General features: G+C 59.0%; 16 protein-coding genes. 10 read left to right on the top strand and 6 right to left on the bottom strand.

Annotation, left to right across the window (positions count from 1 at the left end):
• Positions 1–27: 27 nt before the first annotated feature.
• From RS75_RS14925 to ugpB, 4 genes are all read right to left on the bottom strand, one after another.
• Entirely contained in the window at positions 28–1,089 is a 1,062-nt protein-coding gene (locus tag RS75_RS14925; RefSeq protein ID WP_045021824.1) for a sn-glycerol-3-phosphate import ATP-binding protein UgpC, read from the bottom strand.
• Positions 1,089–1,937: a sn-glycerol-3-phosphate ABC transporter permease UgpE gene (gene ugpE / locus RS75_RS14920; protein WP_045021823.1), complete on the bottom strand. Its 849-nt coding sequence runs from the start codon at positions 1,935–1,937 to the stop codon at positions 1,089–1,091. The genes RS75_RS14925 and ugpE overlap by 1 nt, the downstream gene beginning before the upstream one ends.
• A 10-nt stretch (positions 1,938–1,947) precedes the next feature.
• On the bottom strand, positions 1,948–2,829 hold the full coding sequence (gene ugpA / locus RS75_RS14915) for a sn-glycerol-3-phosphate ABC transporter permease UgpA (RefSeq protein WP_045021822.1): 882 nt from the start codon (positions 2,827–2,829) through the stop codon (positions 1,948–1,950).
• A 69-nt stretch (positions 2,830–2,898) separates the two neighbouring features.
• Positions 2,899–4,209, bottom strand: coding sequence for a sn-glycerol-3-phosphate ABC transporter substrate-binding protein UgpB (gene ugpB / locus RS75_RS14910; protein WP_200893643.1), 1,311 nt, complete (start codon positions 4,207–4,209; stop codon positions 2,899–2,901).
• 340 nt (positions 4,210–4,549) lie between these two features.
• Here ugpB and RS75_RS14905 point away from each other — a divergent pair, with 340 nt between their 5' ends.
• Entirely contained in the window at positions 4,550–4,987 is a 438-nt protein-coding gene (locus RS75_RS14905; protein WP_045021820.1) for a YqaA family protein, read from the top strand.
• A 112-nt stretch (positions 4,988–5,099) separates the two neighbouring features.
• On the opposite strand, the gene RS75_RS14900 is transcribed toward RS75_RS14905, so the two are convergent.
• Entirely contained in the window at positions 5,100–6,305 is a 1,206-nt protein-coding gene (locus RS75_RS14900; protein ID WP_045021819.1) for a GTP-binding protein, read from the bottom strand.
• Between the two features lie 253 nt (positions 6,306–6,558).
• On the opposite strand from RS75_RS14900, the gene aztA reads away from it, so the two are divergent.
• The 9 genes from aztA (at position 6,559) to RS75_RS14855 (ending at position 15,616) form a co-directional block, all read left to right on the top strand.
• Positions 6,559–7,374 carry a zinc ABC transporter ATP-binding protein AztA gene (aztA, locus tag RS75_RS14895; RefSeq protein ID WP_045021818.1) on the top strand — a complete coding sequence of 272 codons (816 nt, stop codon included), beginning with the start codon at positions 6,559–6,561 and terminating at the stop codon, positions 7,372–7,374.
• On the top strand, positions 7,367–8,233 hold the full coding sequence (gene aztB, locus RS75_RS14890) for a zinc ABC transporter permease AztB (RefSeq protein WP_045021817.1): 867 nt from the start codon (positions 7,367–7,369) through the stop codon (positions 8,231–8,233). The genes aztA and aztB overlap by 8 nt, the downstream gene beginning before the upstream one ends.
• Positions 8,234–8,263: 30 nt before the next feature.
• Positions 8,264–9,274: a zinc ABC transporter substrate-binding protein AztC gene (aztC, locus tag RS75_RS14885; protein ID WP_045021816.1), complete on the top strand. Its 1,011-nt coding sequence runs from the start codon at positions 8,264–8,266 to the stop codon at positions 9,272–9,274.
• A 168-nt stretch (positions 9,275–9,442) separates the two neighbouring features.
• Positions 9,443–10,135 (top strand): FadR/GntR family transcriptional regulator, encoded by a 693-nt coding sequence (locus RS75_RS14880; protein WP_045021815.1) that lies wholly within the window; start codon positions 9,443–9,445, stop codon positions 10,133–10,135.
• Positions 10,132–11,307: a PLP-dependent transferase gene (locus tag RS75_RS14875; protein ID WP_045021814.1), complete on the top strand. Its 1,176-nt coding sequence runs from the start codon at positions 10,132–10,134 to the stop codon at positions 11,305–11,307. Before RS75_RS14880 ends, RS75_RS14875 begins: the two co-directional genes overlap by 4 nt.
• Before the next feature lie 36 nt (positions 11,308–11,343).
• Positions 11,344–12,603 (top strand): ABC transporter substrate-binding protein, encoded by a 1,260-nt coding sequence (locus RS75_RS14870; protein WP_045021813.1) that lies wholly within the window; start codon positions 11,344–11,346, stop codon positions 12,601–12,603.
• A 153-nt stretch (positions 12,604–12,756) separates the two neighbouring features.
• Complete coding sequence (locus tag RS75_RS14865; protein WP_045021812.1) at positions 12,757–13,701, top strand: carbohydrate ABC transporter permease; 945 nt, start codon at positions 12,757–12,759, stop codon at positions 13,699–13,701.
• A gap of 3 nt (positions 13,702–13,704) precedes the next feature.
• Positions 13,705–14,535 (top strand): carbohydrate ABC transporter permease, encoded by an 831-nt coding sequence (locus tag RS75_RS14860; RefSeq protein ID WP_003510396.1) that lies wholly within the window; start codon positions 13,705–13,707, stop codon positions 14,533–14,535.
• Between the two features lie 4 nt (positions 14,536–14,539).
• On the top strand, positions 14,540–15,616 hold the full coding sequence (locus RS75_RS14855; RefSeq protein WP_045021811.1) for an ABC transporter ATP-binding protein: 1,077 nt from the start codon (positions 14,540–14,542) through the stop codon (positions 15,614–15,616).
• A 2-nt stretch (positions 15,617–15,618) separates the two neighbouring features.
• Here the strand turns inward: RS75_RS14855 and RS75_RS14850 are convergent.
• Positions 15,619–15,911: TOBE domain-containing protein (locus RS75_RS14850; RefSeq protein ID WP_045021810.1), on the bottom strand; the 293-nt coding region annotated here is incomplete at its 5' end.

Below are 15,911 nucleotides of genomic sequence, written 5' to 3'. Positions count from 1 at the left end.
GCGGGTGTCTCCTTGTCTGTCGTAAGCCTAAATCCGCTTGCCCGCCGCATCGAACAAATGGAAATCCTTCGCCTGTGCGGCAATCCGCAGGTTCTGCCCGATGCCCAGCTGTGAACGGCCGGGAACGCGGAAGACGATGGTGGTGGCGTCTGCGAAGGAGCCGTGCACATAGCTTTCCGCGCCCACCAGTTCCACGGCGTCCACCTGCACGGTGCCGGTGAAGGCGGCATCGGCTGGCTCTGCATCCGCCAGCGTGATGTCCTCCGGCCGGATGCCGAGCGTGGCGACGTTTTGCGGCAGTGCATCGGTTCCGTTCACCGACCAGCCGGACGCACTGTTGGCTACCGCCGCGCCGTAGGTCAGCAAGTTCATGGATGGCGAGCCGATGAAGGTGGCGACGAAGGTGGTGGCGGGTTTTTCGTAAAGCTCGATCGGTGTGCCCATCTGCTCGATACGGCCGGCATTCAGCACCACGAGACGATCGGCCAGCGTCATGGCCTCCATCTGGTCATGGGTCACATAAACGCTGGTGGTGGCGAGCGAGCGTTGCAGACGGCGGATTTCGACGCGCATCTGTACACGCAGCTTGGCATCAAGGTTGGACAGCGGCTCGTCGAAGAGGAAAGCGGCAGGCTTGCGCACGATGGCGCGGCCCATGGCAACGCGTTGACGCTGACCGCCGGAAAGCTGGCGCGGCCTGCGCTCCAGATATTGCTCGATTTCCAGCGCCTTGGCCGCCTCGGTGATACGCCGCTCGATCTCGTCCTTCGGTGTGTTTCGGTTCTTCAGGCCATAGGCAAGGTTCTGGCGCACCGTCATATGTGGATAAAGCGCATAGTTCTGGAACACCATGGCGATGTCACGGTCCGACGGTTCGAGATCATTGACGACGCGGTCGCCGATGACGATCTCACCGCCCGATATACTTTCCAGCCCGGCGATCATGCGCAGCAATGTCGATTTTCCGCAGCCGGAGGGGCCGACCAGCACGATCATCTCGCCGTCGGCGATCTCCATCGATACGCCCTTGATGGCGTCGACATTACCGCCGTAAACCTTGCGGACGTCTTTCAGCGCAATTTTTGCCATTACTTCTCGGTCTCCACCAAACCTTTGACGAACCAGCGCTGCATCAGCACCACAACGATAATAGGGGGGATGATGGCGAGGATCGCCGTCACCATCACATAATTCCAGGGCGTCGAAGCGTCGGTGAAATCCACCATGCGCTTGAGGCCAATGATGATCGTGTTCATCTTGGCGTCGTTGGTGACGAGCAACGGCCAGAGATATTGGGTCCAGCCATAGATGAACAGGATCACGAAAAGAGCGGCGATATTGGTTTTCGACAGCGGCAGCAGGATATCGCGCATGAAGCGGAACGGCCCTGCATTGTCGATGCGCGCCGCCTCGACCATTTCGCCGGGAATGGTCAGGAAGAACTGCCGGAACAGGAAGGTCGCCGTCGCGGACGCCATCAACGGCAGCGTCAGTCCCGCATAGGTGTCGATCAACCCGAGATCGACGATGACCTTGTAGGTGGGCAGGATGCGCACCTCCACTGGCAGCATGAGCGTGATGAAGATCATCCAGAAAAAGCCCATGCGGAAGGGAAAGCGGAAAAACACGATGGCGAAGGCCGACAGGAACGAAATGACGATCTTGCCGATGGCGATGGCCAGCGCGACCACGAAGCTGTTGAACAGCAGCCGTTCAAGGCTGACGCCAACCACCCTTTCGACGCCGCCGACCATGGCCTCGGTGTAGTTCTCGCTGAGATGGTCGCCGGGCAGCAGCGACATCGGTGGGCGGATGATGTCGTTCGACGTCATGGATGACGCGATGAAGGTGTAATAGATCGGGAAGGCCACGATGATGATGCCGAGCACCAGCATCAGATGGGCGATCACGCGGGCGACCGGGCGATTTTCAATCATCAGGAAATCCTCAGCCGTAATGCACGCGCTTCTCAACGAAGCGGAACTGGAAGGCGGTCAGCGCAATGACGATCACCATAAGGATGACGGATTGCGCGGCGGAAGAGCCGAGGTTCAGGTTCACGAAGCCATCATTATAGACCTTGTAGACCAGTGTTTCCGTCGCCTTGGCGGGACCGCCGCCGGTCACCGCATGGATGATGCCGAAGGTGTCGAAGAAGGCGTAAACCGTGTTGACGACCAGCAGGAAGAAGGTTGTCGGCGCAAGCAGCGGGAAAACGATGGTCCAGAAGCGCCGCGCACCGCGCGCACCGTCAATGGAAGCCGCCTCCAGCAATGACTTAGGAATTGCCTGTAAGCCTGCGACAAAAAACAGGAAATTGTAACTGATCTGCTTCCATGCGGCGGCGGCGACTACCAGCGACATGGCCTGATTGCCGTTGAGCAGCGGATCCCACATGATGCCGTTGCGGCGCAGGATGTAGGAGAAGGTTCCCATGGCCGGGTTGAACATGAACAGCCACAACATGCCGGCGACGGCAGGTGCCACCGCATAGGGCATGATCATCATGGTGCGATAAAAACCCTTGCCGCGCACCACGCGGTCTGCCGCCGTCGCCAGAAGCAATGCCAGTCCCATGGAGACGAGCGCTGTCAGCACGCTGAAGATGACCGTGACGTGCAGGGAGTTCAGATAACTTTCGTCCGAAAGTACTGCGGAAAAATTGGCCAGCCCGACGAAATTGCTGCTCAGCCCGAAGGCGTCCTCGCGCATCATCGACTGGTAGAGCGCCTGACTTGCGGGCCAGAAGAAAAAGATCACCGTCAGGATGATCTGCGGGGCGACCAGCAGATAGGGCAGGATCTTGTTGGGGAATACGACGCTTTGCACGGCGATCTCCTGATAAAATGGGAACGCCGCCCGCACCGGATTAGGGATGCGGGCGGGGGCAGGGGTCGCTTAGTTGCCGTTGGCCTGCTTGATGGCCGCATCACCGCGCGTGACAATCTTGTCGAGCGCCGTTTTTGCGTCCTGCTTGCCTGCCAGCATCGCCTCGTACTCCTCGTTCATGATGTCGCGCACCTGTGGAAGGTTCACGAGGCGCACGCCCTTGGAGTTTTCCGTCGGCGGCTTGCCCATCATCTGCAGAAGCGGCGTCTCGCGGGCGGGGTTCTTGTCGTAGAAGCCGGATTTCTTGGTTTCCTCATAGGCCGCGATCGTCACCGGCATATAGCCGGAGACCTGATGCAGGCGCGACTGGATCTTGGTCTGTGAGAGAAAATGGAAGAACTCGGCCACACCCTTGTATTCGGCATCGCTCTTGCCGCCGAAGACCCAGAGGCTGGCGCCGCCGGGAATGGTGTTCTGCGGGCCATGGCCTTCATAATAGGGAAGCTGGCCGATGCCGTAGTTCATGCCGGTCTTGACGATGTCGCCAAGGCCGCCCGAAGATTCGGTCAGGATGCCGCATTCGCCCGACATGAACAGTTGCTTGGCCTCGGAGGTGCGGCCGCCGTAACGGAAGACGCCATCTTTCGCAAGATCGGCGATGGCCTGGAAGTGTTCGACGAAGAGCGGCGCGTTGACCGCAAGCTTCACATCGGTGCCGCCCAGTCCGTTTTCATTGCTGCCATAGGAGACGTTGTTCCAGGCAGCGAAGTTCTCGGTCTGGATCCAGGTGAGCCACGTCGAGGTGAAGCCGCACTGCGCAGCACCGCTGGTCTTGATCTTCCTGGCGGCTTCGAAAACCTCGGGCCAGGTCTTCGGCGGATTGGCCGGATCGAGGCCCGCCTTCTGGAAGGTATCCTTGTTGTAATAGAGGATCGGCGAGGACGAATTGTAGGGGAAGGACAGCATGGTGCCGTCAGGTTTGGAATAGTAGGCGACGATGCCGGCCAGATATTCGTCCTTGTTGAAGGTATAACCGCCTTCCTTCAGCACGTCGGCCACCGGTTTGATCGCGCCGGCGGCACCCATCATCACACCCGAACCGGCATCGAAGACCTGAATGATCGCCGGCGGCTGCTTGGCGCGGAATGCGGCAATGCCGGCATTCAGGGTTTCCGGATAGGTGCCCTTGAAGACGGGCATGATCTTGTAGTCTTTCTGGCTGTCGTTGAACTCTTTCGCAAGCGCGTCCACGACCTCGTTATTGGCGCCGGTCATGGCGTGCCACCATTGGATCTCCGTCGCAGCGAATGCATTCGATGTGACAAAAAACGAAAGCGCGGATGCCGCAGCAAGGCGGTAGCTGAGTTTTTTCAAGGTGATTCCTCCCGTTTCAAAAACAGTAAAAGATACATGCCCTTATTGCAGCCTTTCCTCCTCGATCCGGCTGCGGGCGACCTTTTCTGCATTAGCGATCTGATTTAAAGCGAACTCTAATGAAAATGCAATAGAACGTGGAACGATTGAAACGAAAGTGAAGGAAACAATTTTATTGTTCCATTTCGCGGGCATTTCGGTTTTCTCGTGTGGTTACGTCCATGGTGTGCGAAATGCGCTGCTCAAGTGCGATATTGTCTAGACGCATCGCTGCGCTTGACGGCAGGCGTCGTCATCCGGCACTTCAGGGGCGACCGCGAGATTCGCGGAGGGTGAAGGATAGGGAATGGCCGATCTGGCGGTATATGCGGGTTTGTTTCTGACGGCGTTTATCGCGGCAACCATCCTGCCCATGCAGTCGGAGGCAGCACTTGCCGGACTTATTCTTCTGAAATCCCAACCCGTCTGGCTGCTGGTTCTGGTGGCCAGTGCCGGCAATGTCGCCGGTTCCTTCATCAACTGGCTGCTCGGTCGCGGCATCGAGCGTTTCCGGCACAGGTGCTGGTTTCCCGTCGGGGAAGCCGCGTTGCAAAGGGCGCAGAACTGGTACAGGCGTTACGGAAGATGGTCACTTCTTCTCAGCTGGGCACCGCTGATCGGTGACCCGCTGACGGTTGCGGCCGGCATCATGAAAGAGCCGCTGCCGGTTTTTCTGCTGCTCGTCACCATCGCCAAGGTGGGACGTTATCTCTTGCTGACGCTGGTGACGCTGAATTTTCTTTGAGACCTCTCCTCGTCATGCCGGACTAGATCAGTCACCCTCATGGCGCGTCTGCGCCGTGAAGGTGACTGAGTACGGGTGTTTCGTCTCATCCGAACAAGACGGCGTCTTTCAATCAAGCCGCCTGCCGGTCCCAGCTGGCGAAGGGGTCGGGCAGGTGCCGCCATGCGTCGGGCGTGAAGGTCTCGGTGTCGATCAGGCAGGCATCGAGCTGGGCGCGGATGCGTGCTTCGCTCATTGGATCAGAACCGATGAAGACGATTTCCTGCCTGCGGTCGCCGAAGACTGGGTCGAGATAGGGCTTCATCATGTCGAGGAACTGCTGTTCGCGCGGCCATTGTTCCTTGGGCACAGCCGACCACCACAGACCCATCTTACCGGTGCGCACCAGCGCGCCCGCCTGGCTGATCTCACCCACATAATCCGGCCGGGTGGCCAGCCAGAAGAACCCCTTGGCGCGCACGACGCCCGGCCAGGCGCGGTCGATGAAGCGCTGGAACAGCACGGGATCGAACGGTTTTTTGGCGCGATAGACAAATGAGCGGATGCCATATTCCTCGGTCTCGGGAATATGGTCCTTGAAACCGTGCAGTTCCTTGAACCACAGGGGATGTTCCTCGGCCTTCGCAAAGTCGAAACGGCCAGTGCCCAGCACTTCTTTCAGCTCCACCTTGCCAAAATCCGCCTCGATGAGTTTCGCATCCGGGTTCAGCCCGACGATAATCTTGCGGGCGGCGTCGCGCTCCTCCGGTGTAGCAATGCCAACCTTGTTGAGGACGACGACATCCGCGAATTCGATCTGTTCCACCAGAAGATCGACAATGGTGCGGTTGTCGCCATCGCCCGCCGTCTCGCCCCGGTCGGCCAGAAAATCGGAGGAGCCGTAATCATGAAGAAGGTTGGCGGCATCCACCACCGTCACCATCGTGTCCAGATGCGCGACATCGGAAAGGCTGCGGCCGTTCTCGTCACGAAAATCGAAGGTCGCGGCCACCGGAAGCGGCTCGGCGATGCCGGTGGATTCGATCAGCAGATAATCGAAACGGCCCTGTTCGGCGAGCGCCCGCACCTCATTCAGAAGGTCGTCGCGCAGCGTGCAACAGATGCAGCCATTGGTCATTTCCACAAGCTGTTCCTCGGTGCGCGAAAGATTGGCGCCACCATCGCGCACCAGTGCGGCATCGATATTGATCTCGCTCATGTCGTTGACGATCAGCGCGACCCGCAAGCCATCGCGGTTGGCGAGAATATGGTTCAGAAGCGTCGTCTTGCCGACGCCGAGAAAGCCGGACAGGACGGTGACGGGAAGTTTTTTCGACATGGGACCTCGTTATCGATGACATCGGGCACGGACTAGAGAATAGCCTCATTGGCGGAGGGATAATTCCTGGAACGCATCATGTGTAATGTAATAACATAACAAGATATCCATTTGTCAACCGTCCTTTGTTGTGCGGTTTCAGACCCACGAACATGGACGGGATTTAATGTTATTTCATTACGTATTCGTTTGACGGATGTAATAACATTACATATCAAGAGCTAACGAATGAAATCCTGCCCCGGAGGGGACGATGAGCGATCCGTGCCTTGCCTTTAAAAATCTGACACTTGGATATGCCGGCCGCGCGGCGGTGCATCACCTTGATGGTGATATTGCCAAAGGCTCGCTCACGGCTGTCGTCGGCGCCAACGGGTCGGGAAAATCGACGCTGATGAAGGGCATTGCGGGCATTCTGAAACCGCTCGGCGGTGAATGTCGGGTTAGCCCAAGCGTTTCCGTCGCTTATCTGCCGCAGCAATCGGAGCTCGACCGCTCCTTTCCGGCGCAGGTACGAGATCTGGTTGCGCTCGGTCTCTGGCCGAAACGTGGCCTACTCGGCCGCCATCGCCAGTCGGACCGGGCAGCGATGGGTGATGTGCTGGAGGCCGTCGGGCTTTCCGGTTTTGAAAAGCGCAACATCGATTCACTCTCCGGTGGCCAGATGCAGCGCGCTCTGTTCGCCCGAGCTATGTTGCAGGATGCGCAGCTGATCCTGCTGGATGAACCCTTCAATGCCGTCGATGAGCGCACCGTCGCCGACCTCATGGTGCTGATCAAGACATGGGTTGCGGAGGGGCGCACGGTTCTGGCTGTTCTTCACGATTACGAACTGGTGCGCCAGCATTTCCCGCAAACTCTTCTGCTCGCCAGACGGCTGGTGGGTTTTGGCCCGACGCGGGAAGTTCTGCGGCCCGAAACGTTGCAGCAGGCACAGCGGTTTCACGAGGCATGGGACGGTGACGCCCCCTGGTGCGGACCCACGGAAACGACAGACGACGCCGACCCAGTGGAAAAGCTGCAGCATTTCCCCAAACACTCTCAGGCCCATTCGCATATCCATGTCTGATATCTTCATCGAACCATTCATCCAGTATGTCTTCATGCAGCGAGCGCTTGCTGGCGCCTTGATCCTTGCTGTCAGTTGCGGGCCGGTCGGGGTGTTTCTCATGCTGCGCCGCATGAGCCTGACGGGCGATGCCATGGCACACGCCATTTTACCGGGCGCTGCAGTCGGCTTTCTTTTTTATGGACTGGAGATTCTGCCGATGACTATCGGCGGGCTGGTTGTTGGCCTTCTGGTCGCACTCGGGGCGGGCGCGGTGTCGCGCTTCACCATCCAGAAGGAAGACGCCTCGCTTGCCGCCTTTTATCTCATTTCGCTGGCGCTCGGCGTGCTGCTCGTCTCATGGCGCGGCTCCAGTGTCGATCTCATGCATGTACTTTTCGGCACGGTGCTGGCGCTGAACAATGAAGCGCTCGGCCTGATCGGCGGTATCTGCGTTGTCACGCTGGTGGTGATGACGGTGTTCTGGCGGGCGTTGCTGGCGGAATGCCTCGATCCACTGTTTCTGCGCTCCGTCAGCAACTGGGGCAGTCCGGTACACTTCCTCTTCCTCGCCATCGTCGTCCTCAATCTGGTTGGCGGGTTTCAGGCACTCGGTACCCTGCTTTCCGTCGGTCTGATGATGCTGCCCGCCGCTGCCAGCCGCTTCTGGTCCAACCGCGTCGCGCCCATGTGCTTCATCTCGATCGGCATCGGCATGGTCTCGTGCTTTGCGGGCCTGCTTTTATCCTATCACGCGTCGCTGCCATCAGGTCCGGCGATCATCCTTTCGGCAGGCGTCATCTATGTCCTGTCCATCATCGTCGGCACACGTGGTGTGCTTCGCGATCTTCTCGGTTCCGGCCGTCACAGAACGGCCTGAAAACAGCGTTTGAAAAAAGGAGACCCTTTCATGTTCAGAACCATTCGTCTTGCCACCTGCGCAAGCATTCTCTCCCTTTCCCCGGTCCTGATGGCGCAGGCAACGGCTGCCGAACTCAAGGTCGTAGCCAGCTTCTCGATCATCGCCGACTTCGCGAAAAATGTCGGCGGCAACCGCGTCGATATCACGACCATCGTCGGGCCGGATGGCGATGCGCATGTCTACGAGCCGCGCCCGGCCGATGCCGTTGCCGTCAGCAAGGCGGATGTGGTGTTGGTGAACGGCCTTGCATTCGAAGGCTTCCTGAAGCGGTTGATCGATACCAGCGGCACCAAGGCGCCGGTGGTGGAACTAACCAAGGGCGTGCAGCCGCTCAAGCTCTCCGAAGAACCGGCCGGTCACGCCCATCCGGAAGCCGAGGAAGAGGAAGGCCACGACCACAAGGCGGAAGAGGCCGGCCACAGCCATGAAACCGCGGAAGCGCATGACCATGAGGGACACCATCATGGCGAATTCGATCCGCATGCCTGGCAGTCGATCAAGAACGCGGAAATCTACGTGAAGAATATCGCTGGCGCATTTTGCGAGGTCGACAAGGCCGGTTGCGCCACTTACACCGCCAATTCGCAGGCCTATATCGCCAAGCTTGCCACCCTTAACGAAAAGGTGAAAACCGAGATCGCCGCCATTCCTCCGGAAAAGCGCACCATCATCACTTCGCATGATGCCTTCGGTTATTTCGAGCATGCCTATGGTCTCGAATTCCTGGCGCCGGAGGGTATCTCGACGGACTCCGAAGCTTCTGCCGCGGATGTTGCCAAGCTGGTGGATCAGATCAGGCACGACAAAGCCTCGGCGATCTTCGTCGAAAATATCACCGACAAGCGGTTGATGGACCAGATTGCCAAGGAAACCGGCCTGAAGGTTGGCGGCACGCTTTATTCCGATGCGCTCTCCACGGCCGATGGTCCGGCCGCGACCTATATCGATATGATCAACCACAATATCGATACCATCAAGGCGGCTGTTCTTACCCAGTAAGACGCGCGGTTTCGTATGATCTTGGGGAGGGTGACTTGCGTCACCTTCTTTTTTTTGGGCGATCCCCCTTCTTCTCCTTCCCCTGTTGACAATCGATTTACCCTTTGAAATGGTAAGATGTCAGACCAATTTAAGGGATACGTCTTGGACAGATCCAGTCACCAACTGATGCAGCCTATTCCGCCGAGCGACCGCGTGCGCCAGGTCGAGGCCGCACTTTCCGACTATGTCGAGCGGGCGGGGCTGAAGGCTGGAGACCGGCTGCCGGCTGAGCGCGAACTGATGGTAGCGCTGGGTGTCGGTCGCTCCACCATTCGCGAAGTTATCCGCAAATTTCAGGCGTTGGGCGTCATCGACTGCCGCAAGGGCAGCGGCAATTATCTGCTGAAGCCGATCTCTGCCGCCACCGTGCATATGCCGATCTCTATCGATGCCGAAAGCCTGCGCGACGCGTTGTTGATGACGCTGGAAGTGCGGCGCGGCATCGAGGTGGAGGCCTCCATGGCCGCTGCCCGCCGCCGGACAGTCGAGGATATTGTCACCATGGAAGCGCGGCTCGATGAGATGGAGCGTGTGCATCTGGCCGAAGGAACCTCCGGCAAGGCCGATCTTGCCTTCCATCTTTCGATTTACGAGGCCACCCACAATACGCTTTTCAAGCAGCTTCTGGAGCAGATGCGCGAAGGTTTCGAGCGTTTCTGGTCAAAGCCGTTCGACCGTCCGGATTTCGCCGGCCGCTCCTTTCCCTTTCATCGCACGCTGTTCAACGCCATCGCCGCCGGCGATGCGGAGACCGCCCGTGAAGAAACACTGAAAATCCTCGCCGTCGTCGAGGAGGATATCAAGGACATGTCGAAATGAACCAAGGCAACGATCTCTTCGATCCCGCCTCCCTGATCGTCGCGCATGACGAGACCCACGCTTTCGAAGCCGTGGTGCCGCCGCTTGTGCAGACCTCGCTTTTCACCTTTTCCAGCTATGACGAAATGGTGTCCACCTATCGCGGCGAAAAGGTGCGGCCAGTTTATACGCGCGGGCTGAATCCCACAGTTCGCCTGTTCGAGGAAATGCTGGCAAAGCTGGAGGGTGCGGAAGATGCGCTCGGTTTTGCAAGCGGCATGTCCGCCATTTCGTCCACCGTGCTCTCCTTCGTGTCTCCGGGCGACCGCATCGTCGCGGTGCGCCATGTCTATCCCGATGCGTTTCGCCTGTTTGGAACCTTCATGCAGCGGATGAATATCGAGGTGGTCTATGTCGACGGCCGCGACGAGGCGGCGGTTGAAAAGGCTATGCCGGGCGCGAAGCTTTTCTATATGGAAAGCCCGACCAGCTGGGTGATGGAGGCCCATGATGTCGGTGCACTCGCCGCGATTGGCAAGCGCCATGGCGCCGTCACCGTCATCGATAATTCGTGGGCAAGCCCGGTCTTCCAGCAGCCGATCTCGCTCGGCGTCGATCTCGTCGTGCATTCGGCGTCGAAATATCTTGGCGGGCACAGCGATGTGGTATCCGGCGTGGTTGCCGGTTCCAAGGCGATGATCGACCGCATCCGGGCGGAGACCTATCCCTATCTCGGCGGCAAGATGTCACCCTTCGATGCGTGGCTGCTCATCCGTGGTTTGCGCACCCTGCCGCTGCGTATGAAGGCGCATCAGGCATCGGCGCTGGATATTGCAAGCCGCCTGCAGGCGCTCGATGTGGTGGAAAAGGTTTGCCATCCGGGGCTGGCGAACCGTCTGCCGCCGGGCCTCAACGGCACGTCCGGCCTGTTTTCCTTCATTTTCAAGGAAGGGGTGGATGTGCGCGCCTTTGCCGACCGCCTCAAGCTTTTCAAACTAGGTGTTTCCTGGGGCGGGCACGAAAGCCTGATTGTCCCCGGTGAAGTGGTGCTTGAACAGAAGGCGCAGCCGAACTCTGCCCACACGTTCGGCATCAGCGCGCGTTCGGTGCGCCTGCATGTCGGACTGGAGGGCACGGAAGCGCTCTGGAACGATCTCGAACCCGCGATCAAGGCGGCCTCCACCGCCGCCTGACGCGTTTTAAAGCTGACTATAAAAGGGGAGAACGACATGAAAAAACTGGTAGCAGCAGCAATCTTCACCGCCCTGATGACCGGAACGGCGCTGGCGGATACGACCTTGAAACTGGTCGAAGTCATTACAAGTCCCGAGCGGACGGAAACGCTGAAGGGCATCGTCTCGAAGTTCGAAAGCGCCAATCCCGGCACCAAGGTGGAGATCATCTCTTTGCCCTGGAGTGAAGCCTTCCAGAAATTTGCAACGATGGTCTCTGCCGGCGATGTGCCTGATGTGATGGAAATGCCCGACACCTGGCTTTCGCTTTATGCCAATAACGGCATGCTCGAAAGCCTCGAGCCGTATCTCGCCAAGTGGGAGTACACCAAAGATCTGAGCGAGCGCACGCTGGAACTCGGCCGTGATGTGAAGAACACGGCCTATATGCTGCCCTACGGCTTTTATCTGCGGGCCATGTTCTACAACAAGAAACTGCTGGAACAGGCTGGCGTGAAGGAGTTGCCGAAGACGCTCGACGAATTCGCCGACGCCTCGAAGAAGGTCGCGGCGCTTCCCGGCAAATATGGCTATTGCCTGCGCGGCGGCCCGGGCGGGCTTAACGGCTGGGTCATGTTCGGCGCGTCCATGGCGGGTTCCAACGACTTCTTCACCAAGGACGGCGCCTCCACCTTCGACAGCCCCGGCTGGGTCAAGGGTCTGACTTATGTGATTGATCTCTACAAGAACGGGTTGGCGCCAAAGGACAGCGTCAACTGGGGCTTCAACGAGATCGTTGCGGGCTTTTATTCCGGCACCTGTGCCTTCCTCGATCAAGACCCGGACGCCCTTATCGCCATTGCCCAGCGCATGAAGCCGGAGGATTTCGGCGTCATGACCATGCCGAAGGGACCTGATGGCAAGACTTTCCCGACCATCGGTTTCGCCGGCTGGTCGATCATGTCGGCATCCGCCAACAAGGACCTCTCCTGGAAACTGGTCGAGACGCTCGAAGGGCCGGAAGGCAATATCGAGTGGAACAAGAAGACGGGCGCGCTGCCGGTGCACAAGTCGGCGGAGAAGGACCCCTTCTATGCCAGCGAGCAGTTCAAGGGCTGGTTCGACGAACTGGCGGACAAGAACGCCGTGCCGACGAAGATGCCGACCTATCTTGAAGAATTCGCCTTCTTCAAGGATTCGCTTGTTATCAAGACATCGCAGGAAGCGCTCCTTGGCGATATCTCGCCGGAAGACCTCGCCAAGCAATGGGCAGACTACATGACGAAGGCGCAGCAGAAGTTCCTGGCCTCCAAATAAACCGACACGGTCGGCCGCGCGAGGTTTGAACCCGCGCGGCCGTTCTTGCGGGCTGTCTCAAACGGCAGACCCCATTTCAAAACGTGCGGACCGGCTGGCCAGAAGCATTAGAAAAACCTGTCCGCCCCGCCGTCCGATCAGGAGCGATCAATCATGTCCTATGCCCATGGCGCCGGACCCGTGGCCTCGCGCAACCGCGCCGGCAAGCCGGCAATGCGGCGTTTTGCTGACTGGGCCGAACCCTGGCTCTATAGCGCGCCTGTGCTCGTCCTCATCGTTGCCGTCATGCTGGTGCCGCTGGTGCTCGGCCTGTCCTATGCATTTCGCGATGTGCAACTGCTCAATCCTTTTTCCGGCGGCTTCGTCGGCCTGAAACATTTCGAAGCCTTGTCGCAGGACGCGGCCTTTTACCGGGCACTGAAGAACACGCTGTGGTGGACCGGTGCTTCAGTGTTCCTGCAATTTTTCTTCGGCCTCATTCTGGCGCTGCTGCTGGACAAGCCTTTCGCGGGCAGGGGGCTGGCGCAGGCGCTGGTGTTTCTGCCATGGGCGGTTCCAACCTTCCTCGCCGGTCTCAACTGGGCATGGCTGTTCAATCCGGTCATAGGACCGCTGCCGCACTGGATGGTCTCGCTCGGGCTTCTCTCCGCGCCCAACAATATTCTCGCCGATCCGCATCTTGCCATGTGGGGCCCGATCATCGCCAATGTCTGGTGGGGCATTCCCTTCTTTGCCATCACATTGCTTGCCGCACTTCAGGCGATCCCGCGTGATCTTTATGAGGCCGCTTCCATCGATGGGGCAAACCCGTTGCAGCGCTTCACCTCCATCACCCTGCCATTTCTCGCACCCACCATCGCCATCACCGTTTTGCTGCGCACCGTCTGGATCGCCAATTTTGCCGATCTCATCATCGTCATGACCAATGGCGGACCGGCAGACCGCACCCAGATCGTCGCCAGCTACATCTTCACGCAGGCCTTCCGGCGGCTCGATTTCGGTTATGCCTCGGCCATCGCGCTGGTGCTTCTGGTGCTACTTCTGGCCTATTCCATGCTCATCGTGCTCCTGCGCCAACGCCTTATCGAGAAGGACTGACCGATGACATCAAGGATATTCCTCACCCTTGCCCATCGCCTCGCGATCCTTGCCTATATCGTCTTTGCGCTGTTTCCACTGTTCTGGCTGCTCAAGGTCTCGGTTACGCCGAATGACCTGCTTTATAGCGAAGGCGTGCGGATGTGGCCGTCGCACGCCACGCTGGATCATTATCGGTACGTCATAGAAAACAGTGCCTTCCCGACGTTTTTTAAGAATAGTGTCATCGTGGCCGGCTCTACGGCACTTGCCGTCACGGTACTCTCGTCACTGTCAGGTTATGCGCTGTCGCGGTTCCGCTTCAAGGGCAAATACTGGATCGTGGCGCTGATGCTGATTACCCAGATGTTTCCGCTGGTCATGCTGGTTGCGCCGATCTTCAAGATGCTGTCACCGCTCGGCCTCACCAACAGCCTGACCGGTCTCGTCATCGTCTACACCGCCTTCAACGTGCCGTTTGCCACTTTCCTAATGCAGTCCTTCTTTGACGGTATTCCGAAGGATCTGGAAGAGGCAGCGATGATCGACGGGGCAAGCCGCTTCACGGCCTTCCGCCAGATCATCCTGCCGCTGACACTGCCGGGTATCGCTGCAACGCTCGGCTTCGTCTTCACCGCCGCGTGGAGCGAGCTGCTTTTTGCGCTGATGCTGATTTCGGGCAACCAGAGCGCCACCTTCCCGGTCGGGCTGTTGACCTTCGTTTCCAAATTTTCCGTCGATTTCGGGCAGATGATGGCCGCAGGCGTTCTGGCGCTCATTCCGGCCTGCCTCTTCTTCCTGCTCATTCAACGTTATCTCGTGCAGGGCCTGACGGCCGGCGCGGTGAAAGGATAATTCCATGGCTTCCATCGAGCTGAAGAATGTCGGCAAGACCTATGGCGACCTTGCGGTCCTTCACGGGGTCGATCTGAAGATCGAGGACGGCGAATTCATCGTCCTCGTCGGCCCGTCCGGCTGCGGAAAATCGACGCTTTTGCGCATGATCGCCGGTCTGGAAGAGATTTCAGCGGGCGAATTGACCATCGACGGCGAGCGCGTCAACGACCGAAAGCCCAAGGACCGGGATATCGCCATGGTGTTCCAGTCCTATGCGCTTTATCCGCATATGAGCGTCGCCGACAATATGAGCTACAGCCTGCGCCTGCGCCGCAGCACCAAGGAAACCATCGCGGCGGCCGTGGCCGGTGCCTCCGCAAAGCTTGGTCTCGACCCATACTTGGCGCGTCGTCCGAAGGCGCTTTCCGGCGGCCAGCGCCAGCGCGTCGCCATGGGACGCGCCATCGTGCGCCAGCCTAAGGCCTTTCTGTTCGACGAACCGCTCTCCAACCTCGATGCGCGGCTTCGCGAGCAGATGCGGGCCGAAATCAAGCGCATGCATGCCGATCTTGGCGCCACCTCCGTTTACGTTACCCATGACCAGATCGAGGCGATGACGCTTGCCTCCCGTATCGTTGCGATGAATGCCGGCCACGTGCAACAGATCGGCGCGCCACTTGATCTTTACGATCGCCCCGCCAATCTGTTCGTCGCCGGTTTCATCGGTTCGCCAGGCATGAATTTTCTGGAAGGACGGCTCGGACGGGAGAATGGCGGCAGTTTCGTCGTGCTCGGCGATGGCACGCGCCTCGAACTCGGCCGCGATGTGAAGCTCGCCGATGGCGAACCTGTGACACTCGGTATCCGGCCGGAACATGTCACCGTTTCGCCTGCGGATGGAGCTGTCGAGGCGACCGTCGATCTCGTCGAGCCGACGGGTCTCGGCATCATTCTGCATCTGACCGTGCATGGATTGCCCTTCAAGCTGTTTTCGTCTGATCGGGCACTGTTGCAGCCGGGCAAGTCCCTGCGGGTCGGTTTCCCGCAGGAACGGCTTCATGTCTTTAACAGAAACGGTGTCAGGATCGGCGAGGCCTGACCTCAGGCCGATATCGCGATGCCCTTATCATCGAACCTGTGGATTTTGGTATCATCCGGTGTGATGAAGACGGTATCGCCGTGTCTGCATTCGAATTCGCCGTCGGTTCTGGCGGTGATCGGGCCGATGCCTGCGACATCGAGGTGGAGGAAGGTGTCGGAGCCGAGATGTTCGGCAACCGTGACCTTGCCCTGCCAGAGGCCGGTTTCTTTCGACAGCGTCAGGTGCTCGGGTCGCACGCCGGCGGTGGCGGCACTCTTCTGGCGGGCGTAATCGCCGGTCACCAGGTTCATGC

This window comes from Rhizobium nepotum 39/7 (genome assembly GCF_000949865.1).
Taxonomy (GTDB): domain Bacteria; phylum Pseudomonadota; class Alphaproteobacteria; order Rhizobiales; family Rhizobiaceae; genus Agrobacterium; species Agrobacterium nepotum.
This window is presented reverse-complemented; position numbering and strand designations above follow the sequence as displayed.